Source organism: Streptomyces sp. NPDC006733, assembly GCF_040636125.1.
Taxonomy (GTDB): domain Bacteria; phylum Actinomycetota; class Actinomycetes; order Streptomycetales; family Streptomycetaceae; genus Actinacidiphila.
The window spans coordinates 104278-130918 of the sequence record NZ_JBEYJD010000017.1 but is presented as its reverse complement, the minus strand read 5'-3'; the positions used below and the strand labels follow the sequence as shown (position 1 = coordinate 130918).

Annotated in this window: 28 protein-coding genes; 10 read left to right on the top strand and 18 right to left on the bottom strand. The window is 72.0% G+C overall.

Annotated features, from left to right (window positions below):
* Positions 1-169: 169 nt before the first annotated feature.
* Positions 170-2704, bottom strand: coding sequence for an ATP-dependent Clp protease ATP-binding subunit (locus ABZ721_RS17415; protein ID WP_358789472.1), 2535 nt, complete (start codon positions 2702-2704; stop codon positions 170-172).
* A gap of 430 nt (positions 2705-3134) precedes the next feature.
* On the opposite strand from ABZ721_RS17415, the gene ABZ721_RS17410 reads away from it, so the two are divergent.
* Positions 3135-3722, top strand: a complete 588-nt coding sequence (locus tag ABZ721_RS17410; protein WP_358789471.1) for an SCO3374 family protein — start codon at positions 3135-3137, stop codon at positions 3720-3722.
* Here the strand turns inward: ABZ721_RS17410 and ABZ721_RS17405 are convergent.
* The 10 genes from ABZ721_RS17405 to ABZ721_RS17360 form a co-directional block, all read right to left on the bottom strand.
* Entirely contained in the window at positions 3653-3991 is a 339-nt protein-coding gene (locus tag ABZ721_RS17405) for an Lsr2 family protein (protein WP_358789470.1), read from the bottom strand. The two genes, ABZ721_RS17410 and ABZ721_RS17405, sit on opposite strands and share 70 nt — an antisense overlap.
* A 122-nt stretch (positions 3992-4113) precedes the next feature.
* Positions 4114-4632 carry an amino-acid N-acetyltransferase gene (locus ABZ721_RS17400; RefSeq protein WP_283469661.1) on the bottom strand — a complete coding sequence of 173 codons (519 nt, stop codon included), beginning with the start codon at positions 4630-4632 and terminating at the stop codon, positions 4114-4116.
* A gap of 9 nt (positions 4633-4641) precedes the next feature.
* The gene (locus ABZ721_RS17395) at positions 4642-5037 is read right to left on the bottom strand and encodes a BlaI/MecI/CopY family transcriptional regulator (protein WP_277439460.1); all 396 of its coding nucleotides are present in this window, start codon (positions 5035-5037) and stop codon (positions 4642-4644) included.
* 39 nt (positions 5038-5076) lie between these two features.
* Positions 5077-5256, bottom strand: a complete 180-nt coding sequence (locus tag ABZ721_RS17390) for a hypothetical protein (protein ID WP_358789469.1) — start codon at positions 5254-5256, stop codon at positions 5077-5079.
* A gap of 14 nt (positions 5257-5270) precedes the next feature.
* The gene (locus tag ABZ721_RS17385) at positions 5271-6026 is read right to left on the bottom strand and encodes a hypothetical protein (protein ID WP_358789468.1); all 756 of its coding nucleotides are present in this window, start codon (positions 6024-6026) and stop codon (positions 5271-5273) included.
* 141 nt (positions 6027-6167) lie between these two features.
* On the bottom strand, positions 6168-6965 hold the full coding sequence (locus ABZ721_RS17380; RefSeq protein WP_358789467.1) for a type III pantothenate kinase: 798 nt from the start codon (positions 6963-6965) through the stop codon (positions 6168-6170).
* A gap of 7 nt (positions 6966-6972) precedes the next feature.
* The gene (nadC, locus tag ABZ721_RS17375) at positions 6973-8010 is read right to left on the bottom strand and encodes a carboxylating nicotinate-nucleotide diphosphorylase (RefSeq protein ID WP_358789466.1); all 1038 of its coding nucleotides are present in this window, start codon (positions 8008-8010) and stop codon (positions 6973-6975) included.
* The gene (locus ABZ721_RS17370) at positions 8007-9770 is read right to left on the bottom strand and encodes an L-aspartate oxidase (protein WP_358789465.1); all 1764 of its coding nucleotides are present in this window, start codon (positions 9768-9770) and stop codon (positions 8007-8009) included. The genes nadC and ABZ721_RS17370 overlap by 4 nt, the downstream gene beginning before the upstream one ends.
* On the bottom strand, positions 9767-10630 hold the full coding sequence (panC, locus tag ABZ721_RS17365; protein WP_358789464.1) for a pantoate--beta-alanine ligase: 864 nt from the start codon (positions 10628-10630) through the stop codon (positions 9767-9769). The genes ABZ721_RS17370 and panC overlap by 4 nt, the downstream gene beginning before the upstream one ends.
* Positions 10627-11553 (bottom strand): DUF2520 domain-containing protein, encoded by a 927-nt coding sequence (locus tag ABZ721_RS17360; protein ID WP_358789463.1) that lies wholly within the window; start codon positions 11551-11553, stop codon positions 10627-10629. The genes panC and ABZ721_RS17360 overlap by 4 nt, the downstream gene beginning before the upstream one ends.
* Before the next feature lie 180 nt (positions 11554-11733).
* Here ABZ721_RS17360 and ABZ721_RS17355 point away from each other — a divergent pair, with 180 nt between their 5' ends.
* Positions 11734-12873: a beta-eliminating lyase-related protein gene (locus ABZ721_RS17355; RefSeq protein WP_358789462.1), complete on the top strand. Its 1140-nt coding sequence runs from the start codon at positions 11734-11736 to the stop codon at positions 12871-12873.
* Positions 12874-12916: 43 nt separating this feature from the next.
* On the opposite strand, the gene ABZ721_RS17350 is transcribed toward ABZ721_RS17355, so the two are convergent.
* The 3 genes from ABZ721_RS17350 to cdgB all read right to left on the bottom strand — a co-directional run bounded on the left by ABZ721_RS17350 (position 12917) and on the right by cdgB (position 16800).
* Positions 12917-13609 carry a response regulator transcription factor gene (locus ABZ721_RS17350; RefSeq protein ID WP_358789461.1) on the bottom strand — a complete coding sequence of 231 codons (693 nt, stop codon included), beginning with the start codon at positions 13607-13609 and terminating at the stop codon, positions 12917-12919.
* A gap of 55 nt (positions 13610-13664) precedes the next feature.
* The gene (locus ABZ721_RS17345) at positions 13665-14867 is read right to left on the bottom strand and encodes a sensor histidine kinase (RefSeq protein ID WP_358789460.1); all 1203 of its coding nucleotides are present in this window, start codon (positions 14865-14867) and stop codon (positions 13665-13667) included.
* Positions 14868-15168: 301 nt separating this feature from the next.
* A complete protein-coding gene (gene cdgB / locus ABZ721_RS17340; protein ID WP_358789459.1) occupies positions 15169-16800 on the bottom strand; it encodes a diguanylate cyclase CdgB in 1632 nt (543 codons plus the stop codon).
* A gap of 358 nt (positions 16801-17158) precedes the next feature.
* On the opposite strand from cdgB, the gene ABZ721_RS17335 reads away from it, so the two are divergent.
* On the top strand, positions 17159-17662 hold the full coding sequence (locus tag ABZ721_RS17335) for a flavin reductase family protein (protein WP_358789458.1): 504 nt from the start codon (positions 17159-17161) through the stop codon (positions 17660-17662).
* A 47-nt stretch (positions 17663-17709) separates the two neighbouring features.
* Here ABZ721_RS17335 and arfB read toward each other — a convergent pair whose 3' ends face one another.
* Positions 17710-18138 carry an alternative ribosome rescue aminoacyl-tRNA hydrolase ArfB gene (gene arfB / locus ABZ721_RS17330; RefSeq protein ID WP_358789457.1) on the bottom strand — a complete coding sequence of 143 codons (429 nt, stop codon included), beginning with the start codon at positions 18136-18138 and terminating at the stop codon, positions 17710-17712.
* A 173-nt stretch (positions 18139-18311) separates the two neighbouring features.
* On the opposite strand from arfB, the gene ABZ721_RS17325 reads away from it, so the two are divergent.
* Positions 18312-18887 carry a TerD family protein gene (locus ABZ721_RS17325; RefSeq protein WP_277439445.1) on the top strand — a complete coding sequence of 192 codons (576 nt, stop codon included), beginning with the start codon at positions 18312-18314 and terminating at the stop codon, positions 18885-18887.
* A 102-nt stretch (positions 18888-18989) separates the two neighbouring features.
* Here the strand turns inward: ABZ721_RS17325 and ABZ721_RS17320 are convergent, their stop codons facing one another.
* On the bottom strand, positions 18990-19526 hold the full coding sequence (locus ABZ721_RS17320; protein WP_358789456.1) for a heme-binding protein: 537 nt from the start codon (positions 19524-19526) through the stop codon (positions 18990-18992).
* A 291-nt stretch (positions 19527-19817) separates the two neighbouring features.
* On the opposite strand from ABZ721_RS17320, the gene ABZ721_RS17315 reads away from it, so the two are divergent.
* From ABZ721_RS17315 to ABZ721_RS17290, 6 genes are all read left to right on the top strand, one after another.
* The gene (locus ABZ721_RS17315; RefSeq protein WP_358789507.1) at positions 19818-20954 is read left to right on the top strand and encodes a sensor histidine kinase; all 1137 of its coding nucleotides are present in this window, start codon (positions 19818-19820) and stop codon (positions 20952-20954) included.
* Complete coding sequence (locus ABZ721_RS17310) at positions 20951-21631, top strand: response regulator transcription factor (protein WP_358789455.1); 681 nt, start codon at positions 20951-20953, stop codon at positions 21629-21631. Before ABZ721_RS17315 ends, ABZ721_RS17310 begins: the two co-directional genes overlap by 4 nt.
* Before the next feature lie 161 nt (positions 21632-21792).
* Complete coding sequence (locus ABZ721_RS17305; protein WP_358789506.1) at positions 21793-22281, top strand: hypothetical protein; 489 nt, start codon at positions 21793-21795, stop codon at positions 22279-22281.
* Positions 22282-22380: 99 nt separating this feature from the next.
* Positions 22381-22794 carry an SHOCT domain-containing protein gene (locus ABZ721_RS17300; RefSeq protein ID WP_358789454.1) on the top strand — a complete coding sequence of 138 codons (414 nt, stop codon included), beginning with the start codon at positions 22381-22383 and terminating at the stop codon, positions 22792-22794.
* Positions 22795-22930: 136 nt separating this feature from the next.
* On the top strand, positions 22931-23920 hold the full coding sequence (locus tag ABZ721_RS17295) for a zinc-binding dehydrogenase (protein ID WP_358789453.1): 990 nt from the start codon (positions 22931-22933) through the stop codon (positions 23918-23920).
* 143 nt (positions 23921-24063) lie between these two features.
* Positions 24064-24519, top strand: coding sequence for a TerB family tellurite resistance protein (locus ABZ721_RS17290; RefSeq protein WP_358789452.1), 456 nt, complete (start codon positions 24064-24066; stop codon positions 24517-24519).
* 101 nt (positions 24520-24620) lie between these two features.
* Here ABZ721_RS17290 and ABZ721_RS17285 read toward each other — a convergent pair whose 3' ends face one another.
* A complete protein-coding gene (locus ABZ721_RS17285; protein WP_358789451.1) occupies positions 24621-25841 on the bottom strand; it encodes an ATP-binding protein in 1221 nt (406 codons plus the stop codon).
* Positions 25838-26527 carry a response regulator transcription factor gene (locus ABZ721_RS17280; RefSeq protein WP_358789450.1) on the bottom strand — a complete coding sequence of 230 codons (690 nt, stop codon included), beginning with the start codon at positions 26525-26527 and terminating at the stop codon, positions 25838-25840. The genes ABZ721_RS17285 and ABZ721_RS17280 overlap by 4 nt, the downstream gene beginning before the upstream one ends.
* Between the last annotated feature and the right edge of the window lie 114 nt (positions 26528-26641).

Below are 26641 nucleotides of genomic sequence, written 5' to 3'. Positions count from 1 at the left end.
AATAGTCCAACAGTCTGTTGGACTATTGCGGGGGTGCACCACGACCCGACCCGGGCCGTCAGAACGCATACGGCTCCGGCTCCGCGGCCCGCGGACGCCGAAGGGGCGGGCCCGGAACCTTGGAAGGTTCCGGGCCCGCCCCTCAACGCATCAGCCGAGCGGCAGGCGCTTACGCGTCCTTGGAGAGGTTCGGGGCGGAGCCGCCCGAACCCGCTGCCTCGATCGGCGGGGTGTCCGCGACCGTGACCTTGTCCTCGCCGCGGAAGGTGAACTTCTTCTCGTCACCCTCGCCCTCGGTGTCGACGACCACGATGTGGCCGGGGCGCAGCTCTCCGAAGAGGATCTTCTCGGAGAGGATGTCCTCGACCTCCCGCTGGATCGTCCGGCGCAGCGGCCGGGCGCCCAGGACGGGGTCGTAGCCCTTCTTGCCGAGCAGCTTCTTGGCCTCGACGCTGAGCTCCAGGCCCATGTCGCGGTCCTTGAGGCGCTCGTCCACCTTGGCGACCATGAGGTCGACGATCTGCATGATGTCTTCCTCCGTCAGCTGGTGGAAGACCACGACGTCGTCGACACGGTTGAGGAACTCGGGACGGAAGTGCTGCTTGAGCTCCTCGCCGACCTTCGCCTTCATCCGCTCGTACCCGGTCTTGGCGTCACCCGTGGCCGCGAAGCCCAGGTTGAAGCCCTTGGAGATGTCCCGGGTGCCGAGGTTGGTCGTCATGATGATGACCGTGTTCTTGAAGTCCACGACCCGGCCCTGGGAGTCGGTCAGGCGACCGTCCTCCAGGATCTGCAACAGGGAGTTGAAGATGTCGGGGTGGGCCTTCTCGACCTCGTCGAAGAGGACGACGGAGAACGGCTTGCGGCGCACCTTCTCGGTGAGCTGGCCGCCCTCCTCGTAGCCGACGTAGCCGGGAGGCGAGCCGAAGAGACGCGAGACGGTGTGCTTCTCGCTGAACTCCGACATGTCGAGCTGGATGAGCGCGTCCTCGTCGCCGAAGAGGAACTCGGCGAGCGTCTTGGACAGCTCGGTCTTACCGACGCCGGACGGGCCGGCGAAGATGAACGAGCCACCGGGACGCTTCGGGTCCTTGAGGCCGGCGCGGGTGCGTCGGATCGCCTGGGAGAGCGCCTTGATGGCGTCCTTCTGGCCGATGACGCGCTTGTGGAGCTCGTCCTCCATGCGCAGCAGGCGCGAGGACTCCTCCTCGGTGAGCTTGAAGACCGGGATGCCGGTGGCCGTGGCCAGGACCTCCGCGATCAGCTCCTCGTCCACCTCGGCGACGACGTCCATGTCGCCGGCCTTCCACTCCTTCTCGCGCTTGCCCTTGGCGGCGAGGAGCTGCTTCTCCTTGTCGCGGAGCGAGGCGGCCTTCTCGAAGTCCTGCGAGTCGATCGCGGACTCCTTCTCACGGCGCACGTCGGCGATCTTCTCGTCGAACTCGCGGAGGTCCGGCGGTGCGGTCATCCGGCGAATGCGCATCCGGGAGCCGGCCTCGTCGATCAGGTCGATCGCCTTGTCCGGGAGGAAGCGGTCCGAGATGTAGCGGTCGGCCAGGGTGGCGGCGGCGACCAGGGCGGCGTCGGTGATCGACACACGGTGGTGTGCCTCGTACCGGTCGCGCAGACCCTTGAGGATCTCGATGGTGTGGGGCAGCGACGGCTCGGCCACCTGGATGGGCTGGAAGCGGCGCTCGAGGGCCGCGTCCTTCTCCAGGTGCTTGCGGTACTCGTCGAGCGTCGTGGCACCGATGGTCTGCAGCTCACCACGGGCGAGCATCGGCTTCAGGATCGAAGCCGCGTCGATCGCGCCCTCGGCGGCACCCGCACCCACGAGGGTGTGGAGCTCGTCGATGAACAGGATGATGTCGCCGCGGGTGCGGATCTCCTTGAGGACCTTCTTCAGGCGCTCCTCGAAGTCACCGCGGTACCGGGAGCCGGCGACGAGGGCGCCGAGGTCCAGGGTGTAGAGCTGCTTGTCCTTGAGCGTCTCGGGAACCTCGCCCTTGACGATCGCCTGGGCGAGGCCCTCGACGACGGCGGTCTTGCCGACGCCGGGCTCGCCGATGAGGACGGGGTTGTTCTTGGTGCGGCGGGACAGCACCTGCATGACCCGCTCGATCTCCTTCTCGCGCCCGATGACCGGGTCGAGCTTGGTCTCACGAGCGGCCTGCGTCAGGTTGCGGCCGAACTGGTCCAGGACCAGCGAGGTCGAGGGCGTGCCCTCGGCCGGGCCGCCGGCGCCCGCCGACTCCTTGCCGCCGCCGGAGTAGCCGGACAGCAGCTGGATGACCTGCTGCCGGACCCGGTTCAGGTCGGCGCCGAGCTTCACGAGGACCTGGGCGGCGACGCCCTCGCCCTCGCGGATGAGGCCGAGCAGGATGTGCTCGGTCCCGATGTAGTTGTGTCCGAGCTGAAGGGCCTCGCGGAGCGACAGCTCCAGGACCTTCTTGGCACGGGGGGTGAAGGGGATGTGCCCGGACGGGGCCTGCTGGCCCTGACCGATGATCTCCTCCACCTGCTGGCGGACCGCCTCGAGCGAAATCCCGAGGCTCTCCAGGGCCTTAGCGGCGACACCCTCACCCTCGTGGATCAGGCCCAGGAGGATGTGCTCGGTGCCGATGTAGTTGTGGTTGAGCATCCGGGCTTCTTCCTGAGCCAGGACGACAACCCGCCGCGCGCGGTCGGTGAACCTCTCGAACATCGTTAATCGCTCCTCAGAGCGGTCGGGCAGTTAGGGGGCGGTCCCCTCCCTGTCCTTCCGCATGCTAGTCCCGACAGCGGGGCAGCTCACTTCAACCGTAGACACCCACCTGGGCCCTTTAGTCCCACGCAGCCGACAACAGCTCCAACCTGATGGTGCGAGACGATGTTCCCGCAGGCCAGGTGAATAGACCTTTATCGAGTACGCCGATGGCGAACGCGCGCCCATCCGCCGCGGCCGTCGCCCCGTCCCACTAGGTCTTTCTTACCCGCTGGCACCGACATTCCATGCGGCGCGCGCACATCGGGGTGCGCTACGGGCGAACAACCTCGCCCCCCTTGACCCCCCGGCACTCCCCCCTGGCGGGTACGGAACGTGTCCGCACCACCACATCTCGTAACCCTTGCGCTCCGGGGGAGTTGCATACGGCATGGGCTGGTACGAGCACGAGCTGGGTTGGCCGATCGCCGGTACGACGCCTCCGCACCTGGTCACCGGTGTGCGCTTCGACGCGCTGCGGGTCCCCGACAAGGTGGGCTTCGCCGCCCTGACGCGCTTCCCGCGGCCCGGCGAGCTGGGTCCCGTCGCGCTGGACGGGCGGCACGTCCTGCTGCTGGTGGCGGCGGGGACGGCGGAAGAACTGCCGGGGCTGCTGGAATGGCTGGAATGGAGCGGAATCCCGCTCGATCTGACCGCCCTGGGCACGGGCGATCTGATGCGGGCGCCGGCCCATCCCGAGTGGGGACGCCGGGAGGCCGCCTACGACCGGACCGCTCCGGTCTGGCTGCGGCCCCCCCAACCGGGCTGCGAGGTGGAACCCACGTTGCCCGCGATGTGTTTCACGGGACGTGCCGGTGCCGGTACCGATGGCGCGGCAGAGCCCATCGGCCTGGTGGCGCTGGTCTCCGCTCTCGCGACGGCCTGCCACCGGCTCCGGCTGGTGGAGAATCAGCCGTGTTCCTTCTCGTACGCCTCGCGAATGGACGCGGGAACGCGGCCGCGGTCGTTGACCTCGTAGCCCTTGTCCTTGGCCCAGGCGCGGATCTTCGCGGTGTCCTGGCTCGCCGAACCGCCGCGCGCGACCTTGGGACCGCGGCCGCGGCCGACCCGTCCACCGGTCCTGCGACCGCTGTCCAGGTACGGGGTGAGCAGCCCGCGGAGCTTGTCCGCATTGGCAGTGGTGAGGTCGATCTCGTACGTCACTCCATCGAGTGCGAACGTGACGGTCTCATCCGCCTCGCCGCCGTCGAGGTCGTCAACAAGAAGGACCTGAACCTTCTGTGCCACCGGCTTCCCTTTCATCGAAAACGGATTAACGGTAAAAGCAAAGCGCCTTTTAGGGAAAAACACAAACCCCTTGCGCGATGCGGTACAGGACCTCGGTGCGCGTACCGGACATACCGGGTCCCTCAGAGTTGCAGCAGCATGCGGCTGTTGCCCAAGGTGTTCGGTTTCACCCGCTCCAGGTCGAGGAACTCGGCCACTCCCTCGTCATTGGAACGCAGCAGCTCGCCGAAGACATCACCGTCGACCGGTGTCTCACCGATCTCGACGAAGCCGTGCTTCGCGAAGAAGTCGACTTCGAAGGTGAGACAGAAAATCCTGCGGACTCCGAGCCAGCGGGCGGTCTGCAAGAGCTTGGCCAGTACCTGATGCCCTACGCCCTTCCCCCGCTGACCGGGATGAACCGCCAGCGTGCGGACCTCCGCGAGGTCCTCCCACATCACGTGAAGTGCGCCGCAGGCCACGACGGCGGCGTCCTCGTCGCGTTCGGCCACCCAGAACTCCTGGATGTCCTCATAAAGAGTCACCGTGGGCTTGTCCAGCAGGATCCGGTCGCGGACATATGAGTCCAGCAGACCGCGGACAGCCGGCACATCACTGGTCCTGGCCCGGCGGATGGTGACGTCATTTGATACGAGGGGCATGGCCGGACGCTATCGCTCGTCCGGCTCGGGAGCCGCAGAGGGGTCCACTGAGCGGACCACGCGCATTGCGTCCCGGAGTGCTTCCCGCTGTTCCGGCGACATCATGCCGAAGAAGTGCACGAGGGCGGCGGCGGGGTTGTCGCTCGCCGCCCATGCTTCGTTCATCAGTGCGGCCGAGTAAGCGGCTCTCGTGGATACCGCTTCATAGCGATAGGCGCGGCCTTCCGCCTCGCGGCGGAGCCAGCCCTTCTGATGCAGGTTGTCCATTACGGTCATGACCGTCGTGTACGCGATGGAACGGTCCTGCTGCAGGTCTTCGAGCACTTCGCGAACGGTGACCGGGCGATTCCACTGCCACACCCTGGTCATCACTGCGTCTTCGAGGTCTCCCAATGGTCGGGGCACTCTCGAATACTAGTGACATTTGCCTGAAATGCCGCTTATTTAGCGAGCCTCGTCGGTTCCGGTCTGCCGGACCCCCTCGGCCTTGGCGAACGCGGCGTCGACCGCCGCGTCCTCCTTGGCCTTGTTGGCCCCGCCCTGGTTCTTGATGATCGTCACGACGAGGCCGATGAAGAAGACCGCCATGACGAACGGCGGCACGAGCGCGGATACGTAGTCCATACCGCCCAGCGTAGTCAGGCCGTCCGCGGTTCCCCCTCCGGGGGCGCGGCCCGGTGTCCGGGCGGGAACACCTCGGCGGGCGTGGGCACCCGGCGGCCGGGGTCGGGGGCCGAGGGGCCCCTGGACGGCGCGGGGGCCGGAGCGGGCACCTGGGAGGGCCGCGCGGGCTTGTCCGACGGCTTCCCGGTCGTCGCGTTCCCGGGCGTGTTCCCGGGCGTGTCCGCCCCGCTGGGGCCGGAACTGACCAGAACGACCGGCGCGGGCGATTCCCTGCGGCCGCCGGGCAGCGCGAGCAGGTGTCCGCGGTCCGCGATCGTGGAGCGTCGGCGCGACGTGGGCATGTGGGCCTCCAGGCGGGCTCGTAGATCATTTTCGGCCAGGTCCTCGCAGCGCCGCAGCAGCACGGTGCGGCGCCGGTGCTCGACCGCACCGCAGGGGTGGGCGCGCAGCCGCCGCAGGGCGGCGAGGTCGTCGGGGCCCGGCCGGTAGCCGGTGTCGAGGGCGTCCCGCAGCCGCGAGAGGTAGCCGGCGGCGCCGCCCGGGAGGGACTCCCGGTAGCGGGCCAGTTCGGCGAGGAGGAACGCCCGGAGCCGCCCGCCCTCGCTGACGGCCTCGTCCAGGGCGTCGGCGAGCCGGAGGTACTCCTGGAGGTCGTCGGGGACGGGTGTCGTGGTGGCGGGTCGGAGGGCCGCTGCGAGGGCGCGCCGGAACACACGCAGTTCGTCCGCGCTGAACGCCATGCCGCCCCTGGAGCCGTGTGGCGTGGGCATGGGACGACTTTAAGTGCTAAACGGACAAAATTCCCGTAACGACATGTCTTGTTTCCGGCCCCCCACAGACGGCGGGATCCGCCCCTGCGAACGCACAGGGGCGGATCCCGTCGGCTGCCGGCGCGCCGGCCGGCCGGTTTTTCAGTTCGTCGAGACGTTCCGCTCGTAGACCAGCCGCAGCCCGATCAGCGTCAGCCACGGCTCGTGCACGTCGATGATCGACGCCTCGCCGAGGACGAGCGGCGCGAGGCCACCGGTGGCGATCACCGTGACGTCGTCCGGGTCGTCGGCCAGTTCGCGGGCCATCCGCTCCGCGACCCCGTCGACCTGCCCGGCGAAGCCGTACAGGATGCCGGACTGCATCGCCTCGATGGTGTTCTTGCCGATGACGCTGCGCGGGCGGGCCAGCTCGATCTTGCGCAGCTGCGCGCCGCGCACCCCGAGGGCGTCCACCGAGATCTCGATGCCGGGCGCGATGGCGCCGCCCATGTACTCACCGCGCTTGGAGACCGCGTCGAAGGTCGTCGCCGTACCGAAGTCCACGACGATGCACGGCCCGTTGTACAGGTGCATGGCCGCGAGCGAGTTGACGATCCGGTCGGAACCGACCTCCTTGGGGTGGTCGACCAGGATCGGCACCCCCGTCTTGATGCCCGGCTCGACCAGGACCGACGGGACGTCGCCGTAGTAGCGCCGGGTCACCTCGCGCAGCTCGTGCAGGACGGCGGGCACCGTCGAGCAGATCGCGATGCCGTCGATGCCGTCACCCAGCTCCATGCCGAGCAGCGGGTGCATGCCCATCAGGCCCTGCAGCAGGACCGCCCACTCGTCGGCGGTGCGCCGCGAGTCGGTGGAGATCCGCCAGTGCTCGACGATCTCCTCCGCGTCGAAGAGGCCCAGGACGGTGTGCGTGTTGCCTACGTCGATGGTGAGGAGCATGCGGGTCTCAGACCCCCGCGCGCAGGTCGAGCCCGATGTCCAGGATCGGCGACGAGTGCGTGAGGGCGCCCACCGCCAGGTAGTCGACACCGGTCTCGGCGTAGGCGCGGGCGGTGTCGAGGGAGAGCCTGCCCGAGGACTCCAGGACGGCGCGGCCGGCGACGTACGCGACGGCCTCGGCGGTCTGCTCCGGGGTGAAGTTGTCGAGCAGGATCAGGTCGGCGCCCGCCTCCAGGACCTCGCGCACCTGGTCCATCGTGTCGACCTCGACCTCGATGGCCAGGTCCGGGAACTCGTCGCGGACCAGCTTGAAGGCCTGCGCGACGCCGCCGGCCGCGACCACGTGGTTGTCCTTGACCAGCGCCGCGTCCGACAGCGACATCCGGTGGTTGACGCCGCCGCCGCAGCGCACCGCGTACTTCTCCAGGGCGCGCAGCCCCGGCGTGGTCTTGCGGGTGTCGCGGACCTCGGCCTTGGTGCCCTCCAGCACGTCCGACCAGGCGCGGGTCGCCGTCGCGATGCCGGAGAGCCGGCACAGCAGGTTGAGCGCGCTGCGCTCGCCCGTCAGCAGGTCGCGGGCGCGGGTGCGGACCGTCAGCAGCACCTGGCCCGGCTCGACGCGGTCGCCGTCCTCGACGTGCCGCTCGACCTCGAACTCGTCGGTGCAGACGACGGACAGGACCGCCTCGGCGATCCGCAGGCCCGCGACGGTGCCGGACTCGCGGGCCGTGAAGTCGCCGGTCGCGAAGGCGTCCTCGGGGACGGTCGCGACGGTGGTGACGTCCACGCCCTGGTCGAGGTCCTCCTCGATCGCCATGTGCGCGATGTCCTCGACCTGGACGGGGTCCAGGCCCGCGTCGACCAGCAGCTGCGCCAGGTCGGCGTCGAGGCCGCACTCCAGCGGATCGAGCTCGTACGCCTCCTCGCCACCGCCGCAGCCGCACGCGTCGCCGCAGCCGCCCGCCTCCTCACCGGACGGGCCGGTGGGCAGGCCGAACTGCGGCAGCGGGAGAAGGACGGGCTGGGGGCGGTCCGGGGTACTCACGAGGGCTCCTTGTGGGCTGCGAGGGTCGTCCCCCGCGGGGTTTCTGCGGTCGCCGGCAGGTCGCCCCGCGGTGCCGCGTCACTGCGCACCGGCGGGAAGTCCGCCGTGTCGGTGGTGTGCACGGCCAGGGTGCCGCCGGGCGTCAGGCGGACGATCAGGTGCCGGCGCCACTGGGCATCGTCCCGGTCCGGCCGGTCCTCGCGCCAGTGGCAGCCACGAGTCTCCTCCCGGCGGCGGGCCGCCGCGACCAGGACCCGGGCGACCAGGCTCAAATTCGACGCCTCCCACGTCTCGACGCAGGGCTCGGCGGTCTTGCCGTCGCGCTCCAGGTCCTCGACGGAGGCGGCGTGGATGCCCTCCAGGGCGGTGGCCGCGCCCGCCAGGCTGGCGGCGCTGCGCAGCACGCCGGCACCCGCCGTCATGATCCGCTGGATCTCGGAGCGGGTCTCGGAGGCCAGCAGCGGGGTGCGGGCCGGTGCGGGGACGACGGGGGCGCCCGGCGCGGTCGGGTCGGCGATGATGTCGGCCGCGATGCGCTCGGCGAAGACCAGGCCCTCCAGCAGCGAGTTGGAGGCGAGCCGGTTGGCGCCGTGCACGCCCGTGCAGGCCACCTCACCGCACGCGTACAGGCCCGGCACGGTCGTCCGGCCCAGCAGGTCCGTCCGGACGCCGCCGCTCGCGTAGTGGGCCGCCGGGGAGACCGGGATCGGCTCGGTGACGGGGTCGATGCCGTGCGAACGGCAGGCGGCGAGGATCGTCGGGAAGCGCTCGGCCCACATCGTCGCGCCGAAGTGCCGGGCGTCCAGGAACATGTGTTCGGCGCCGGTCTCCTGCATGCGCCGGGTGATGCCCTTGGCGACGATGTCGCGCGGCGCCAGCTCGGCCAGCTCGTGCTGCCCGAGCATGAAGCGGACGCCCTCGGCGTCGACCAGGTACGCGCCCTCGCCGCGGACCGCCTCGGAGACCAGCGGCTGCTGGCCCTCGGCGTCCGGGCCCAGCCACAGCACGGTCGGGTGGAACTGCACGAACTCCAGGTCGCTGACCTCGGCGCCGGCCCGCAGCGCGAGCGCCACGCCGTCGCCGGTCGACACGGCCGGGTTGGTCGTCGCGGAGAAGACCTGGCCCATGCCGCCGGTGGCGAGGACCACGGCCTTGGCGTGCACGGCGCCGACGCCGTCGCGCTGGCCCTCACCCATGACGTGCAGCGTCACGCCCGCCGTGCGGCCCGCCTCATCGGTGAGCAGGTCCAGGACGAGCGCGTTCTCCACGGTCTCGATACCGGCGTCGCGGACCGCGTCCACCAGCGCGCGGGAGATCTCCGCGCCGGTCGCGTCGCCGCCGGCATGCGCGATCCGGCGGCGGTGGTGGCCGCCCTCACGGGTCAGCAGGATCTCGCCGGTCTCCTCCGACGTGTCGAACCGCGCGCCGGTGGAGATCAGCCGGCGCACCGCGTCCGGGCCCTCGGTGACCAGCGCCCGCACGGCCGGCTCGTCGCACAGCCCGGCGCCCGCGACCAGCGTGTCGTCCAGGTGCTGCTCCGGGGTGTCGCCCTCGCCGAGGGCCGCGGCGATGCCGCCCTGCGCCCAGCGCGTGGAGCCGTTGTCCATCTGCGCCTTCGTCACGACGACGACCTTCGCGCCGGCGGCGGCGCAGCGCAGCGCGGTCGTCAGGCCGGCGACGCCGGACCCGACGACGATCACATCGGCGGCGATCGCCCAGCCGGGGGCGGGGGCGGCCAGCCGTATGCCGGTTCCGTTCATCGGGCGGCTCCGAATTCCAGGGGGATGTTGTCGATCAGACGGGTCGTGCCGACCTTCGCGGCGACGGCGAGGATCGCCGGTCCGGTGTGGCCGGGCGGTGCCTCGGTGAAGTCCACCGGGTCGACGAGGGCCAGGTAGTCGACGGCCGGGCCGTCGTCCCCCGCCTGCTCCAGTACCTTGCGCGCCGCCGCTCGCACGGCGTCGGGGCCCGCCTGGACCGCGTCCCGGCCCGCGAACAGGGCGCGGGACAGGGCGAGCGCCGCGGGGCGGTCGGCGGCGGAGAGGTAGCGGTTGCGGCTGGACAGCGCCAGCCCGTCGCCCTCGCGGACGGTGGGGACGCCGACGATCTCCGCCGGGAAGTTGAGGTCGGTGGCCATCCGGCGGATCAGCGCGAGCTGCTGGGCGTCCTTCTGCCCGAAGAACGCGACGTCCGGGGCGGTGAGGTGGAGCAGCTTCGCGACGACGGTGAGCATCCCGTCGAAGTGGCCGGGGCGCGACGCGCCCTCGTAGCGCTCCCCCATCGGGCCCGCCGTGATCCGCACCTGGGGTGCGCCGCCGGGGTAGACCTCGTCGGCGGCGGGCGCGAACACGTGGTCCGATCCGGCCTCGGCCGCGATCCGCACGTCGGCGTCCAGGGTGCGCGGGTAGCGGTCGAGGTCCTCGCCGGGGCCGAACTGCAGCGGGTTGACGAAGACGGTGACGACCACCTCGCCGTCCGCCCCCACGTGCTCGCGCGCGGTGCGCACGAGCGTGGCGTGCCCCTCGTGCAGGGCGCCCATCGTCATCACGACGGCGCGCTTGCGGCCGTCGCGGGCGGCCGCGCGCAGCTCGGCGGCCGTCCTCAGCAGGTGCGTGGTCATCGGGGTCCCCCGTCCGCGAGGACCTCCAGCAGCGCCTCGGCGAGTTCCGGCTTGAGCATTCCGTTGGCGATCGCGCGGTCCGCGGTGGCCCGCGCCATCGCCAGGTACGAGGCGACGGCCTGCGGGGAGTGCTTGCGCAGCTCCGCCAGGTGGGCGGTGACGGTGCCCGCGTCGCCGCGCGCGACCGGGCCGGTCAGGGCGCCGTCACCGGAGCGCAGGGCGTTGTCGAGGGCCGCGCCGAGCAGCGGGCCGAGCATCCGGCCGGGCTCCGTAACGCCCGCCGCGCTCAGCAGCTCCATGGACTGGGCGACCAGGGTGACGAGGTGGTTCGCGCCGATCGCGAGGCCCGCGTGGTAGAGCGGGCGGGCCTCCTCGTCGATCCACTCGGGCTCGCCGCCCATCTCGATGACGAGCGCCTCGGCGGCCATCCGCAGCTGCCCGGGGGCGGTGACGCCGAAGGAGCAGCCGGCCAGCCGCTGCACGTCCACGGCGGTGCCGGTGAAGGTCATCGCGGGGTGCAGCGCGAGCGGCAGGGCGCCGGCCCGCAGCGCCGGGTCGAGCACGCCGGTGCCGTAGCGGCCGGACGTGTGCACGATCAGCTGGCCCGGCCGTACGGCGCCGGTCTCGGCGAGTCCGGCGACCAGGCCGGGCAGCGCGTCGTCGGGGACCGTCAGCAGGACGAGGTCCGCGCGGGCGAGCACTTCCTCCGGCTCGACCAGCGGTACGTCGGGCAGCAGGGCGGCCGCGCGGCGGCGGGAGAGTTCCGAGACTCCCGAGGCGGCGACCGGGCGGTGGCCCGCGAGCTTGAGGGCGGCGGCGAGCGCCGGTCCGACCCGGCCCGCGCCGACGACGCCGACGGTGAGGCGGGCGGGACGCGCCTCCGCCTCGGAGGGCATGGGGCCCGGGGTGTGCGATGCGTTCACGCTGCGCTGGCCTTCCCTTCCAGTCCTGAGCGGTACCGGAGTTCTCGTCAATGCTACGCGAATGCGTCCCCGCGTCCCCGGGGGTCCGCCGTACGGACGCCCGGGGCGCCGCGCGATCCCGTTCGGCCCGCCGGGGTATCCCCTCGGCAGATGGCACCCCCGTGGGGCAGGATCGGTGCCATGGACACTCCGATCGAGGACGAGAAGGCAGCGCGCCAGGCGGCTGTACGGGCGTGTGACCGGGTGCTGTCCAGCGGCAAGCGGCCGCTGATGCGCGAACGGCTGGAGCGCCTGGTCGCCGAGGGCGCGGCGGCGTACGACCTGGACGTCCCGCCGGACGTGTACGGCGACGGGGTCGTCGCCGCTCTGGAGGAGCGGGTGGCGGCGCTGCTGGGTCTGGAGGCCGGGGCGTTCTTCCCGACCGGGACGATGGCGCAGCAGGTGGCCCTGCGGTGCTGGGCGGGCCGGACGGGCAACCCGGCGGTCGCCCTGCACCCGCTGGCCCATCCGGAGGTGCACGAGCGCGATGCCCTCTCGGTGGTGAGCGGGCTGCGCACCGTCCATCCGACGACCGCGCCCCGGCTGCCGAGCGCGCAGGAGATCCGCGAGCTCGACGAGCCGTTCGGCACGCTGATGCTGGAGCTGCCGCTGCGCGACGCGGGCTTCCAGCTGCCCACGTGGGAGGAGCTGACCGCGACGGTGGCGGCGGCGCGCGACCGGGACGCCGTCGTGCACTTCGACGGGGCCCGGCTGTGGGAGTGCACGCCGCACTTCGGCCGTTCCCTCGCCGAGATCGCGGACCTCGCGGACAGCGTCTACGTGTCGTTCTACAAGTCGCTCGACGGCATCTCGGGCGCGGTGCTCGCCGGCCCGGCCGACCTGATCGCCGAGGCGAAGGCCTGGCGGCACCGGTACGGCGGGCTGCCGTTCGCCCAGTTCCCGACGGTGCTGGCCGCGCTGGCCGGGCTGGAGAACGAGCTGCCGCGGCTGCCCTCGTACGTGGCGCACGCCAAGGACGTCGTGGAGGGGCTGCGGGACGGGCTGGAGGGCGCGGTGCCGTTCTTCCGCATCAACCCGCCGGTGCCCTTCACCCACCAGTTCCAGGTGTGGTTGCCGTACTCGGCGCCGGTGCTGAACGAGGCCGGGCTGCGGCAGGCGCTGGAGACGAAGTCCGCCGTGTTCGGCACCTGGTTCGACAGCGAGGTGCCGGGGATGTCGGTGACCGAGGTGACGGTGGCCGCGTCGGCGCTGGAGTGGACGGTGGACGACGTCGCGGAGGCGGTGCGCGCGTTCCTGGAGCGGCTGCCGCAGGACGACTGACGCAGGCGGTGCGGGCGTTCCCGGCAGCGGGCCCCGGGGGCGGTCAGCGGCCGCCGTTGGTGCCGGCTCGCACCAGGCCCGTCTCGTAGGCCAGCACGACCGCCTGGACGCGGTCGCGCAGGTCGAGCTTGGTGAGGATCCGGCCGACGTGCGTCTTCACCGTCGCCTCGGACAGCACCAGCTTCCGTGCGATCTCGCCGTTCGACAGCCCCTGGGCCACCAGCAGCAGCACCTCGCGCTCCCGCTCGGTCAGCCGGTTGACCGCCGTGTTGTCCGGCGCGCCCGAGCTGGGCAGCATCGGCGTGAAGCGGTCCAGCAGGCGGCGCGTGGTGCTCGGGGCGACGACCGCGTCCCCGCTGTGCACGGAGCGGATCGCGGCCAGCAGCTCGTCCGGCGGCACGTCCTTGAGCATGAAGCCGCTGGCCCCCGCCTTGAGCGCCGAGAAGGCGTACTCGTCCAGGTCGAAGGTGGTGAGGATCAGCACTCGCGGGCCGCCGTCGTCCGGCTTGCGGTCCGGGCCGCCGCAGATCTGGCGGGTCGCCTCGACACCGTCAAGGCGCGGCATGCGGACGTCCATCAGCACCACGTCCACCTTCGTGGAGCGCAGCACCTCGACCGCCTCCGCGCCGTCGCCCGCCTCCGCGACGACCTCCATGTCGGGCTGGGCCTGCAGCACCATGCGGAAACCGGTGCGCAGCAGCACCTGGTCGTCGACGAGCATCACGCGGATCGCCATCGTGTTCTGGTCCTCTTCTGCTGGGGAAATCGTGGTCCGGAGGTCCGCCGGGGGGTCAGCGTCCCGTCTTGAGGGGCAGCACGGCGCTGATCCGGAAGCCGCCGCCGGGTCGTGGTCCGGCCTCCAGGGTGCCGCCGATCATGCCGATGCGCTCGCGCATCCCGATCAGGCCCTGCCCGAGCCCGTCCCGCCCGCCGTCGTCGTACAGCTCGTGCTGGGAGCCCCGCCCGTCGTCCTCGATGAGCAGGTCCAGTTCGGCGTCCGCGAAGACCAGCTGGACGGTGGCGGTCGCGTCGATGCCGCCGTGCTTGCGGGTGTTCGTCAGCGCCTCCTGGACGATGCGGTAGGCGGTCAGCTCGACGCCGCTGGAGAGCGGGCGGGCGTCCCCCTTCACCTCGAAGCGCACCGGCAGCCCCGCCCCGCGCACCTGCTCGACCAGCTCGGCCAGCTGGTCGACGCCGGGCTGCGGCACGTACTCGCCGCCGCTGTCGTCACCCGCCCGCAGCAGGCCGAGCAGCCGGCGCATCTCGGCGAGCGCCTGGCGGCCGGTGCTGGAGATCGTCGACAGCGCCTGCTTGGCCTGCTCGGGCGACGCGTCCAGCACGTAGGCGGCGCCGTCCGCCTGCACCACCATCACCGACACGTTGTGCGCCACCACGTCGTGTAGCTCGCGGGCGATACGGGCCCGCTCGGCGGCGACCGCGGCCTTGGACTGCGCCTCGCGCTCCCGCTGGAGGCGGGCGGCACGCTCCTCCAGCTGGAGGTAGTAGGCCCGGCGGGTGCGGAGGCTGTCGCCGATGACCCAGGCGAGCGCGAAGGGCACGGACACGAAGATCACCTGGGCGATGCCGACCCAGACGCTGGTGTACGGATTGTCCTCCGGCCAGCGCAGGGACGAGATCGGCGAGGCGCTCAGCCCGCCGACCAGCGCGAGCCGCGAGGACCAGCGGCTGCCGTTGGCGGCGGCGGTGTAGACGGCGACCAGCATCGCGAAGTCACCGGGATTGACCCGGACGTCCAGCAGGAGCTGGGCGATGCCGAGGGCGATGACCAGCAGCAGCGTCTTCTCCGGCGACCGGCGGCGCAGGGCGATGACGACGCTGAGGCCGATGCAGATCGGGATCGCCGCCAGGTGGAAGTACGGCCCGTGCCGGCTGTCCTCCAGCACCCACAGCGCGCTGAACCCGAGCAGGACGAGAGCCCAGAAGCTGTCGACCCCTGTCGGGTGTCTGCGGAGGAAGGAGTAGAGGCGCTGCACATTACCCAGCGTATGCAGGGGAATGGCGGTGCGGGGTCAACCGGCAGATCGATCTCGCGTACTCCGCAAGGTGGAGGGAACCCCCTTCAACCCGGCATTGGTCCCGTTGCGGCCCGGCTTTGGTCCCGTTCCGCCCGCATATCGCCCCTCAGCGGGGTCAGGGGGATGACGGAGGACACGATCCGAACACAGGGGGAACACCCGCTCCCACCCCTGCACTTCGGCCCGAGCTCGCCGCAGCCCGAGCTCCTCAGGCCGGGGTGCGCCTCAGGCCGGGGTGCGCCTCAGGCCGGGGTGCGCCTCAGCCCGCGCGGCGGTGGTTGCGCGTGCGCGAGCGCTTCTCGATGTACATGCGCTGGTCGGCGGAGTGCAGGATCTCGTCGGCGGTCATGCCGCATCCGGCCCAGCCGATGCCGAAGCTGGCGCCGACCCGCACCGCCCGCCCGTCGACCCGGATGGGCGGGATGATCGCGTTGCGCAGCCGCACCGAGAGGTCCTGCGCGTCGGCCGGGCCCAGGCCGTCGGCGAGGACGACGAACTCGTCGCCGCCGAGCCGGGCCACGGTGTCGCCGTCGCGGACCACGCTGGCCAGCCGGCGGGCCACCTCGATCAGTACGGCATCCCCCGTGTGGTGGCCGAACCGGTCGTTGATCGACTTGAAGCCGTCCAGGTCGCAGAAGAGCACGGCCAGGCCCTTGCTGCCGGAGTCGTCGTTCTCGTCCGGCGCGATGGTGTGGGTGTGCAGGTCGTAGCCGCCGACCGCCCCCATGGGGCTGGCCATGTCGTCGGGGCCGAAGCCGTAGCTGAACGCGAACTCGTCGGGTGCGGCGTCGGACACCGCGTCGTCGGGGCGTTGACACAGGCGGCTGGAGAGCCGGGCGCGCAGCTCCGCGCTGTTCGGCAGGCCGGTCAGCGAGTCGTGGCTGGCGCGGTGCGCGAGCTGCATCTCGCGGCCCTTGCGCTCCTCGATGTCCTCGACGTGGGTCAGCAGGAAGCGCGGCCCGTCCGCGGTGTCCGCGACGACGGAGTTGCGCAGCGAGACCCACACGTAGCTGCCGTCGCGGCGGGCGAGGCGCAGCTCGGCCCGGCCGCCCTCGGCGGAGGTCCGCAGCAGCAGCCCGACGTCCTCGGGGTGGACGAGGTCGGAGAAGGAGTAGCGGCGCATCACGGAGGCGGGGCGGCCCAGCAGCCGGCACAGGGCGTCGTTGGCGCGCAGCAGCTTGCCGTGCTGGTCGCCGCCCATCTCGGCGATGGCCATCCCGCTCGGCGCGTACTCGAACGCCTGCCGGAAGCTCTCCTCGCTGGCGCGCAGCGCCTGCTGGTCGCGCTCCAGCCGGACCAGTGCCCGCTGCATGTTGGCCCGCAGCCGGGCGTTGCTGATGGCGATGGCGGCCTGGAAGGCGTACATCTGCAGCGCCTCGCACCCCCACGGGCCGGGGTGCCGGCCGTTGGTGGGCTTGTCGACGGAGATGACGCCGATCAGCTCGCCGCCGATGTTCGCGGAGGCGTACATGGGGGCGTAGAGCCGGTCGTTGGGGTGCCACTCGTCGGGGAAGCGGGGCGGCGGGCCGTCGGTGTGCCACTGCGGGACGTCGTCGTCGACCAGGACCCAGCCCTCGGTGTGCGGTATGAACCGCAGCATCCCCCAGCGCTCGCCCATGTTCAGCCGGCGCTCCCACGAGGCGCGGGATCCGACGCGGCCGGAGAGCAGTGACTCGGCGGCGACACTCCCCGCGAAGGCGGCGACGACCAGGTCGCCGTCCGGGCGCACCAGGTTCACGGCGCAGAGTTCATAGCCCAGCCCATTGACCACCCCGTCGGCCACGGCCTGCAGAGTGTCGGCGAGACTTCGTGCCGTATTGAGGTCTGCGACGACCTGGTGCAGCTGACGCAGGGTCGCGAGACGGACATACGGCTCCGACTCGGTGTCCATGCCTCTCTCCGAGCCCTCGACAGCAACTCCTGGTATTTCTTGTCGTCCGATTGCCACGGCAACTGAATCACAGGGAGCAGTTCGCCCGGTACACAGGGTCAACAATTCCTGCCCCTTGTGACTCAAGTCACAGGAGTTTGTCCCGGCTTGACCACGGAGCGTATGGCTTTGGGCCGAGGCTCCGGCCCGTACCGGCCCGACTCCCGTGCGTGAGGGACCGCCGGGGATCCGGCTCCCGTTCCGGCGGCCTAGGTCCTGCCGCCCGGGTCCTGGTCCTGAAGCCCGATGCGGCGGGCAAGGGCGGCGACGTACCGTCCTTGGTGTGCTGCAGACATCCGCTGTCCCCCATCCTGGGATCATGGCCCACCCCGACGACTTCCGTGCCGCGATGGCCCGCCTCGCGGCAGGCGTCGTTCTCGTCACCGCCCACGACCCGGAGGACGGTCCCAGGGGCGAGGACGTCGGCATGACGGCCACCGCGTTCCTGTCCGTCTCGCTCGAACCGCCGATGGTACTGGTGAGCGTCCGCGCGGACTCGCGAATGGACGATCTGCTGGAGCGGCAGCCGCTGTGGGCGGCCTCCGTGCTCAGCGAGAGCCAGCGGCACATCGCGGGGCGCTTCGCGATGCGCGGGCGGATCAGCGACCGGCTGCTCTTCGAGGACGTGTCCTACTACCGCGGCCCGAAATCCGGCGCCCCCATACTCGGCGGCGCCCTCTCGGTGCTGGAGTGCGCGACGGAGCAGCGGGTCACGGCCGGGGACCACACCCTCGTCATCGGGCGGGTGCTCGCCGCGAAGACGCCGAGCGCCGACGGCTCGCCGCTCGTCTACTTCAAGGGGCGCTACCGGCAGCTCGACTAGCCGGGCCCCGCGGCGGGGGCGCCGGCTGTCCGGGCCATCGGCCCGGATCAGTCCCAGGAGCGCTGGTCGCGACCGCGCTTGGTCTCGCCGCGCTGCTTCTTGTGCCGCAGCCGCCGCTCGTTGATCCCGCGCGGGATCTTCGTCGGCCGGCGCGGCTTGGGCGGCGGGGCGGTGGCCGTGGCCAGCACCGATGCCAGCCGGGCGAGCGCCGTCTCCCGGTTGCGCCACTGCGAGCGGTGCTCGGAGGCCTTGACCGTCAGGACGCCCGAGACGAGCTTGCCCGCGAGCCGCTCCAGCGCCCGGTCCTTCCAGACCTCGGGCAGGCACTCCGTGGAGGCGAGGTCGAAGCGCAGCTCGACCTGGCTGTCGCTGGTGTTCACATGCTGGCCGCCCGGCCCCGACGACCTGGAGAAACGCCACAGGAGCTCGGCCTCCGGAACGGAGACGGAGCCGCGAATGACAAGGGGACCGGACATGCGTCCTATGATCCCGCGTTCCAGCGGCTTCCGACACAGGGTTTTCCACGGCGTTCCGGCCGCCGGCGCCGATCCGGAATCCGCCGAAGGGAACCAGACCGTCCTCTGACGGCGTTGTGACGGGTGACGGTAGCTTCGTCGGCAACAACCCATCTCCATGGAGGGGACTCCCAATGGCTGTAAGCCTGTCCAAGGGCGGCAACGTCTCGCTGACCAAAGAGGCGCCGGGCCTGACGGCTGTCACGGTCGGCCTCGGCTGGGACGTCCGTACCACTACCGGTACCGACTTCGACCTCGACGCGAGTGCCATCGCCGTGAACGCCACCGGCAAGGTCTACTCGGACGGCCACTTCGTCTTCTTCAACAACAAGGCGACGCCGGATCAGTCCATCGTCCACACGGGCGACAACAAGACCGGTGAGGGCGAGGGCGACGACGAGCAGATCAAGGTCAACCTGGCGGCGCTCCCGGCCGACATCGACAAGATCGTCTTCCCGGTCTCGATCTACGACGCCGAGACCCGCAGCCAGAACTTCGGCCAGGTCCGCAACGCGTACATCCGCATCGTCAACCAGGCCGGCGAGGCGGAGATCGCCCGCTACGACCTGAGCGAGGACTCGGCCACCGAGACCGCGATGGTCTTCGGCGAGCTGTACCGCAACGGCGCGGAGTGGAAGTTCCGCGCCGTGGGCCAGGGCTACGCCTCCGGTCTCGTGGGCATCGCCACGGACTTCGGCGTCAACCTCTGACACGCCTCCCGACGGCCCCCGGATCCTTCGCGATCCGGGGGCCGTCGGCGCGTCCGCACCGGCCGGACGGTGTCCGTAGGGGCCTGCCGGCCGCCTGCGGGGTCACTTCCCGAGGGCTGCCACCCCGGCCCGCGCGAACTGCTCGTCCAGGTCGCCGCTGGGCGCGCCGGCGACACCGATGGCCGCGATCGGCGCGGACCCGGCGGTGACGGGGGCGGCGCCCGCCAGGAAGAGCGTGCCGGGGATGTCCTTGAGGTTCGGGGCCTGGGCGAGCCGCTTGGCCAGCTCCGAGGTGGGGGCGTTCCAGGAGACCGCGGTGTACGCCTTGCGCTCGGCCGACTCGTAGGACTGCGGGCCGGCGCCGTCGCCGCGCAGGGTGACGATGGTGTTCCCGTCCCGGTCGACAACCGCGACGGTGACGTGCTGGCCCGCCTTCTCAGCGGCGTCCAGGGCGGCCTGCGCGCCCTTCGCGGCCGCGTCGATCGTCAGGTGCGTCGTCCGTACGGTCTGCGCCGGCCGGACGTCGGCGGTCTGCGCGGCGGGCGCCGGGGCGGCGGACGCCGAGACGCTGCCGAAGACGCCTGCGCCGAGCGCGGCGGTGGCGAGGGACCCGGCCAGAACACGAGCGGAAATCTTCACGGTCACTCCTCATCGGTGGAACAGGACCCGTTCGGGCCCGCCCTTCGATCCTGGTCCCGCCCGGTGCCGACCGGGGTCGACGGTCCAGCCCCTCCCCGCGGGCATGATGGAGGACGGGGTTGTCGACCGATCGGATGATGCGCGGGCGGCGATGCCGGGCGATAAAGGGAGACGGGGACACCGGAACCCGGCCGGGGGGCCGCAGCTGACGAGGAGAATCACGTGCGCACCACCCCGCGGCAGGCGGCGGCCGAGGCCGCCGACCCCGACGCGGGGCGGCTCACCCTCGTCATGCACCTCGCGTTCGTCCTCCTGCTGGGCGCCTCGCTGACGCGCTTCGTGGTGCACCACCCGGGCGCCGCCAGGGTGCCGTGGGTGATCGGCCTGAGCGTCGCGCTCGCCGCCCTGTACGCGCTCGGCCCGGCCGCCCGCGCCGCCGACGGGTGGACCGTGCGCCGGCACCGGCTGTGGCTGGCGGCCGTGGTCGTCGCCTGGGTGGTGGTCGTGCTGCTCGCGCCGAGCTTCGCCTGGTGCGCGATCCCGCTGTTCTACACCGGGCTGCGGACCCTGCCGGAACGGGCCGCGATCACCCTCGTGGCGGCGCTCACCGTCCTCGTCGTCATCTCCCAGCTCCGGCTGGCCGACGGCTTCGACCCCAACCTCCTGCTGCTGCCGATCGCCGTCGCGGGCCTGGCCACCGCCGTCTTCCTGCACATGCAGCGGCAGGCCGTCCGCCAGCACGCGCTCATCGACGACCTCGTGCGCACCCGGCGCGAACTCGCGGCCACCGAGCGCCGCGCGGGCGCGCTGGCCGAGCGGCAGCGCCTGGCGATGGAGATCCACGACAGCCTGGCGCAGGGCCTGTCCAGCCAGCAGATGCTGCTGCAGGCCGCCGCCCGCACCTGGGACACCGACCCGGCCACCGCCAGGACGCACGTCACCACCGCCACCTCGATCGTCGCCCGCAACCTCGCCGAGGCGCGTGCCTTCGTGCACGACCTCGCGCCCGCCGACCTCGCCGACGGCGGCACCCTGCACGACGCGCTGCGGGCGCTGGCCGACCGCGAGTCGGCGGAGAGCGGCCTGCCGGTCCGCTTCCACCTGGACGGGAGCCCCGGCGGGCTGCCGCCCGCGGCCCGGGCCGCCCTCATGCGGATCGCGCAGGGCGCCCTGGCCAACGTCCGCGAGCACGCCGGCGCCTCGGCCGCCGTGATCACCCTGTCGTACCTGGGCGACCAGGCCGTCCTCGACATCGCGGACGACGGCCGGGGCTTCGACCAGGCAGCCGGGACGGACCGCGAAGGCCGCGGCCACGGCCTGCCGGCGATGCGCGCCCGGCTGCGCCAGTTCGGCGGCACCCTGACCGTAGAGAGCGGCGCGGGCGAAGGCACCGTCGTCACCGCCACCGTCCCCCTGGAGAGCCCGTGACCGTCCCCACCGACACCTCCCCCGCCCCCGCCTCCGGCCCCGCCCCGGTGCGGCTGCTGGTCTGCGACGACCACGCCGTCGTCCGCGCCGGGCTGCTGGCGCTGCTCGCCAGCGCGGGCGACATCGAGGTGATCGCGGAGGCCGGAACGGGCGAGGAGGCGGTCGTCCTGGCGGCCCGGCTGCGCCCGCAGGTCGTCCTGATGGATCTGCAGCTGGGGGACGGGATCGACGGCGTCGAGGCCACCCGGCGGATCACCACGGCGGTCGAGGCCCCCGACGCGGCCCCGCACGTCCTGGTGCTGACCACCTACGACACCGACGCCGACATCACCCGCGCCATCGAGGCGGGCGCGACCGGCTACCTGCTCAAGGCCGAGCGGCCCGAGGAACTGTTCGCGGCCATCCACGCGGCGGCGCAGGGCCGCACCACGCTCTCGCCGCCGGTCGCCAGCCGCGTCATGGCCCGGATGCGCGCCCCGCGCCCCCACCTCACCGAACGGGAGCTGGACATCCTGGCCCAGCTCGCGCAGGGCCTGGGCAATCGCGACATCGCCCGCGCGCTCTTCATCAGCGAGGCGACCGTCAAGACGCACCTGGGCCGGATCTACGACAAGCTCGGCGTCGACACCCGGGCCGGAGCGGTGTCGGTCGCGAAGGAGCAGCGGCTGCTGCGCTGAGAGCCGCCGGCCGGAGCGCGCGGCCGGGAGCGGGCGGGCGGGAGGCGGGCGGCCGGGAGGCGGGCGGGAGCGGGCGGCCGGGAGCCGAGACCGGGAGCCGGGGGTCAGCCGGTAGCCGCACGATGCCGGACGCGATCGAACCGCGTGCGACGATCGGCGGTGTGATCGACCTCGGCTACGCCCTCTCCCGCCGCTTCCCCGACCCCCCGCAGACGGACTACCGCACCGCGACCGTCCGATCCCTGCGCCACGACCTGTTCTGCGGCGACGTGTACCTCGCGAAGGGCGAGCGCGAACTGTCCACAGCCTGGGGATGGGTTCCGGTGCTCGACTTCGCGTGGGCGATGTGCGACATCGTCGAGCGGCTGGACCAGGACCCGCGCGGCAGCCGTGCCTCGCAGACGCAGTACGCCGAGTTCGACTTCACCGAGTCCACCGACCGGCTGCGCTTCGCCCGCCGCTTCGGCTACGTGGAGGTCTTCGCCGACTGGGCCGAGGACGAGCCGCCGCTCTCCCTGCACCACGCCACGTTCCGCCGCGAGGCACGCGACTTCCTGCACGACCTGATCGCGGACCTGACCGACATGCACGACGGCCTCGGCGACAACCCGGCCGTCTGGGACCTGCGGGCCCGCTTCCCACGGGTGTGAGCGGGCGGGGCGGGCAGGGCACGCAAGGCACGCAGAGCAGGTAACCCGTTCGGAGCAACCCCGGGTGCGCCGCCTCTGCCCAGGGGTTCTCCTTCAGTCATGGACGACTACTCGATGCTCGACGTGTTCTGGACCATGCTCATGCTGTTCTTCTGGGTGCTCTGGTTCTTCCTGCTGTTCCGGATCATCGGCGACCTGTTCCGCGACCACGAGCTCAGCGGCTGGGCCAAGGCCGGCTGGATGATCCTGGTCATCGTGCTGCCGTTCCTGGGCTCGCTGGCCTACGTCATCGTGCGCGGCAGCGGCATGAGCCGGCGCGAGGCCAAGGTCGCGGAGGCCCAGCAGGACGCCTTCAAGCAGTACGTGCGCGAAGCGGCGGCCCCGGCGGGCGGCGCGAACACCGCGGACAACAGCGTGGACCAGCTCCACAAGCTGTCCGAGCTGAAGAGCCGCGGTGACCTCACCGAAGCGGAGTACCAGCAGGCCAAGGAGCGGATCCTGGCCCGGACCTGACGCGGGCCTCCCGGACGCTCCCGGACGCTCGCTCCCGGACGGCATGAACGCCTTGACTTGAACCTAGGTTCACGTCAAAGGATGAGCGGTGCGTCGCCACCCGGCGGCGCACCGCCGGAGATCCGGGAGAAACGCCATGCGCGCCGTCCGCCTGCACGCCTTCGGCCCCGCCGAGAACCTGACGTACGAGGAGACCGACACCCCGGTGCCGGGCCCCGGCCAGGTGCGGATCGCCGTCGGCGCGGCAGGGGTCCACCTGATCGACACCGTCTTCCGCCAGGGCGACCCGAAGAGCCCGTACCCGCTGCCCGAGCTGCCGACGATCCCGGGCCGCGAGGTCGCCGGCACCGTCGACGCGCTCGGCGAGGGCACCGACGCGCGCTGGCTCGGCCGCCGCGTGGCCGCCCACCTCGGCATGGTGCCCGGCGGCTACGCCGAGACCGCCGTCACCGCCGCGGACAAGCTGCACGAGCTGCCCGAGAACCTGGACTTCGCCCAGGCCATCGCCATGATCGGCACCGGCCGCACCACCCTCGGCATCCTGCGCTTCGCCGAGCTGACCGACCAGGACACGGTGGTCGTCACCGCCGCGGCCGGCGGCATCGGCACGCTGCTCGTCCAGCACGCCAAGAACCTCGGCGCGACCGTCGTCGGGGCGGCCGGCGGCCCGGCGAAGGCCGGGCGGGTCCGCGACCTGGGCGCGGACGTGGCCGTCGACTACAACGCCGACGGCTGGGCCGACGAGGTGCGCACCGCCCTCGGCGGCCGCCCCGCGACCGTCGTCTTCGACGCGGTCAGCGGCCCGCTCGGCCGCGCCGCCGTCGACCTGCTCGGCAAAGGCGGCAAGCACCTCGTCTACGGCTGGTCGGCGGGCGGCCCCCTGGAGCTCGGCGAGGAGGAGCTGACCGCGCGCGGGATCACCTCGCAGACCGTCATCGGCCCGGCGATGATGAAGGCGATCGGCGGCCCCGAGGGCCTGCGCGCACTGGAGGAGGCGGCGCTCGCGGAGGCCGCGGCGGGCCGCCTCGTACCGGCGGTGCAGCCCTTCCCCCTGGCCGAGGCAGCCGCGGCGCACCGGGCGCTGGAGACCCGCGCCACGATGGGGAAGGTCGTCCTCCTGCCGTAGCCGCCGGGGCCCTGCTCGACGCATCGCCGCAGCGTACGGGGACCGTCCGGGGGGTGCCGGGGAACTTGGGAGGGTCCCTGGGGAGTTCCCTGGACGAGATCGAAGAGATACACCGAACGTCAATGCGTCGAGGAGACACCACCATGGCCCTGTGGAACCGCTTCAAGGAATCCGCGCAGACCATGCAGACCCAGCTCAACGCCAAGAAGAACGACCTCAAGAGCGGGGCGTTCCGCGACGCGAGCATGGCGATGTGCGCACTGGTCGCCGCCGCCGACGGTCAGATCGACCCGTCCGAGCGCCAGCGCGTGGCGTCCCTCATCGCGGGCAACGACGTTCTGCAGAACTTCCCGGCCGACGACCTGCAGCGCCGCTTCAACGACTACCTGGGCAAGCTGACCGCCGACTTCGACTTCGGCAAGGTCAGCATCCTGCAGGAGATCGGCAAGGTCCAGAAGAAGCCGACCGAGGCCCGCGCCGTCATCCAGATCGGCATCGTCATCGGCGGCGCCGACGGCGACTTCGACAAGACGGAGCAGGGCGTCGTCCGCGAGGCGTGCTTCGCGGTGGGCATCGACCCCAAGGAGTTCGACCTCTGAGCCGACCTCTGAGCCGATCGCCGAGTCGATCGGCTGGGTCGACCGGCTGAGTCGGCCGATGAGTGCCGACCGATGTGTGTCGACCGATGTGTGTCGACCGTTCAGGCCGGCTTCCAGCCGGTGACGCGGACGGTCAGGCCGCCGCCGGGGTTCGCCTCGGCGGCGGCCTCGGCCCCGTGCGCGCGGGCGATCGAGGCGACGATGGACAGGCCGAGCCCCGCCCCCTCCCCCGGCCCGTGCCGCCTGGCCTGCACCCGGCGGAAGGGCTCGAAGAGCTCGGGCACGGCCTCGGGCGGCACGTCGGGCCCGGTGTTGGACACCTCCAGACCGTCCGCGCCCACCCGGATCCGGACCTGCCCGCCCGGGTGGTTGTAGCGGATCGCGTTGCTCACCAGGTTGTGCACCAGATGCCCGAGCAGCACGGCCTCGCCCTGCACGGTCAGCGGGCGCAGCTCGGCGTGGACGGTGACAGCGTGCGCGTCCGCCTGGTCCGCGAGCGCCTTCGCCACGCTCTCCGCGGTCGCGTCGAGGGCGATCGGGCCGACCCGCTCCAGCCCCTGGTCGCCGGCCGAGAGCAGCAGCAGCCCGTCGATCAGCTGCTCGCTGTCGTCGGCGACGTCGATGAGCTTGCGCCGCAGCCGCGCGAGACGCTCCGCGTCCAGGTCCGGGTCCGCGAGCCCGATCTCGGCCGCGGCCCGCTGCACGGCCAGTGGCGTCCGCAGCTCGTGCGCCGCGTTGGCGACGAACCGCTGCTGGGCGGCGACCAGCCGCTCTATCCGGTCGAGCATGGAGTCGAACGTGTCGGCGAGCTGCTTCAGCTCGCCCGGCGGCGCCTTGAGCTTGATGCGCTCGTGCAGGTTCTCGCCGGACAGCCGCTGGGCGGTGGACGTGATGACGCCCACCGGGCGCAGCACCCGCCCCGCCATCCACCAGGCCAGCGCCACCGACAGCACGGCGAAGGCGGCGAGCGAGATGAGCGAGACGGTCAGCAGCTTGCTGAGCGCGGCGCTCTCCGCCGCCGTCGTGATCACCTTCGTCGCCGCACGCACGTTGGAGGGGTCGAACGTCGCACCCTGCGTCGGCAGCGCGGGCTGGGCTCTGGCGAAGTCCTGGCCGGGCACGGCGTACGGGGGCCGCACCCCTTTGATGGGGACGGCGGTGGTGACGGCGAGGCTGATGGTGGAGTAGAGGCCGCTCCGCACCAGCGAGTACACCAGCGTGACCAGCACGCCGCCGGCCAGCACCAGCAGCCCGCCGTACAGCGTCGTCAACCGGGCCCGTTCGCTGCTCAGCCGCCACAGCCGCAGCCGCAGCCGGGTCATGACCGCTCCTCTTCCTTGGTCCCCCGCGGTTCCGCGATCCGGTAGCCGACGCCCGGCACCGTCTCCACCACCGGCGGTTCGCCGAGCTTGGTGCGCAGCTTGCTGAGCGTCACCCGCACCGCGTTCGTCCGGTAGCTGGTGTCCTCCTCCCACACCTGCTCGATCAGGTCCTCGCCGCTGACGACCGCTCCGTCCGCGCGCATCAGCGTCTCCAGCACCGCGAACTCCTTCCGGGACAGGCTCAGATACCGGCCGTCGCGGCTGGCCTGGCGGCGGGCGCCGTCCAGGACGAGGCCGGCACGTTCGATCACCGGGGGCAGCGCGGGGTGCGCGCGGCGGCCCAGCGCCAGGACGCGCGCGAGCAGCTCGTCGTACGCGAACGGCTTGGTGAGGTAGTCGTCGGCGCCCAGGCCGAGCCCCGCCACCCGGTCGCGGACCGTGCCGGAGGCCGTGAGCATCAGGACCCGGGTGAGCAGCCGCTGTTCGACGACCCGGCGGCAGACCTCGTCGCCGTGGATCCCGGGCAGGTCGCGGTCGAGGACGAGCACGTCATAGGCGCCGACCTGGAGCTTGCGCAGCCCTTCCGCGCCGTCGGAGGCCACGTCGACCGCGATGGCGGCACGGCGCAGCCCGTCGGCCACCATTTCGGCCAGGAATTCCTCGTCCTCCACCACCAGAACACGCATGCGTCCCTGTTTACCCGATGCGGACCTTTCGCCGTTGTAAAGGCCGGCGGAGAGGGAAACGAGACCGCGGCGGCTGCGAATCTCTTTCCGTCACCGTCCGGAAGAGCCGCAAAG

What these genes read in the sequence shown, in the direction of transcription:
- ABZ721_RS17280 (WP_358789450.1), bottom strand. Translation starts at nt 26,527, where the DNA reads ATGCGTGTTCTGGTGGTGGAGGACGAGGAATTCCTGGCCGAAATGGTG.
- cdgB (WP_358789459.1), bottom strand. Translation starts at nt 16,800, where the DNA reads ATGGACACCGAGTCGGAGCCGTATGTCCGTCTCGCGACCCTGCGTCAG.
- ABZ721_RS17285 (WP_358789451.1), bottom strand. Translation starts at nt 25,841, where the DNA reads ATGACCCGGCTGCGGCTGCGGCTGTGGCGGCTGAGCAGCGAACGGGCC.
- arfB (WP_358789457.1), bottom strand. Translation starts at nt 18,138, where the DNA reads ATGTCCGGTCCCCTTGTCATTCGCGGCTCCGTCTCCGTTCCGGAGGCC.
- panC (WP_358789464.1), bottom strand. Translation starts at nt 10,630, where the DNA reads ATGACCACGCACCTGCTGAGGACGGCCGCCGAGCTGCGCGCGGCCGCC.
- ABZ721_RS17390 (WP_358789469.1), bottom strand. Translation starts at nt 5,256, where the DNA reads ATGGACTACGTATCCGCGCTCGTGCCGCCGTTCGTCATGGCGGTCTTC.
- ABZ721_RS17295 (WP_358789453.1), top strand. Translation starts at nt 22,931, where the DNA reads ATGCGCGCCGTCCGCCTGCACGCCTTCGGCCCCGCCGAGAACCTGACG.
- ABZ721_RS17325 (WP_277439445.1), top strand. Translation starts at nt 18,312, where the DNA reads ATGGCTGTAAGCCTGTCCAAGGGCGGCAACGTCTCGCTGACCAAAGAG.
- ABZ721_RS17380 (WP_358789467.1), bottom strand. Translation starts at nt 6,965, where the DNA reads ATGCTCCTCACCATCGACGTAGGCAACACGCACACCGTCCTGGGCCTC.
- ABZ721_RS17385 (WP_358789468.1), bottom strand. Translation starts at nt 6,026, where the DNA reads ATGCCCACGCCACACGGCTCCAGGGGCGGCATGGCGTTCAGCGCGGAC.
- ABZ721_RS17415 (WP_358789472.1), bottom strand. Translation starts at nt 2,704, where the DNA reads ATGTTCGAGAGGTTCACCGACCGCGCGCGGCGGGTTGTCGTCCTGGCT.
- ABZ721_RS17410 (WP_358789471.1), top strand. Translation starts at nt 3,135, where the DNA reads ATGGGCTGGTACGAGCACGAGCTGGGTTGGCCGATCGCCGGTACGACG.
- ABZ721_RS17335 (WP_358789458.1), top strand. Translation starts at nt 17,159, where the DNA reads ATGGCCCACCCCGACGACTTCCGTGCCGCGATGGCCCGCCTCGCGGCA.
- ABZ721_RS17300 (WP_358789454.1), top strand. Translation starts at nt 22,381, where the DNA reads ATGGACGACTACTCGATGCTCGACGTGTTCTGGACCATGCTCATGCTG.
- ABZ721_RS17400 (WP_283469661.1), bottom strand. Translation starts at nt 4,632, where the DNA reads ATGCCCCTCGTATCAAATGACGTCACCATCCGCCGGGCCAGGACCAGT.
- ABZ721_RS17350 (WP_358789461.1), bottom strand. Translation starts at nt 13,609, where the DNA reads ATGGCGATCCGCGTGATGCTCGTCGACGACCAGGTGCTGCTGCGCACC.
- ABZ721_RS17355 (WP_358789462.1), top strand. Translation starts at nt 11,734, where the DNA reads ATGGACACTCCGATCGAGGACGAGAAGGCAGCGCGCCAGGCGGCTGTA.
- ABZ721_RS17315 (WP_358789507.1), top strand. Translation starts at nt 19,818, where the DNA reads ATGCACCTCGCGTTCGTCCTCCTGCTGGGCGCCTCGCTGACGCGCTTC.
- ABZ721_RS17290 (WP_358789452.1), top strand. Translation starts at nt 24,064, where the DNA reads ATGGCCCTGTGGAACCGCTTCAAGGAATCCGCGCAGACCATGCAGACC.
- ABZ721_RS17370 (WP_358789465.1), bottom strand. Translation starts at nt 9,770, where the DNA reads ATGAACGGAACCGGCATACGGCTGGCCGCCCCCGCCCCCGGCTGGGCG.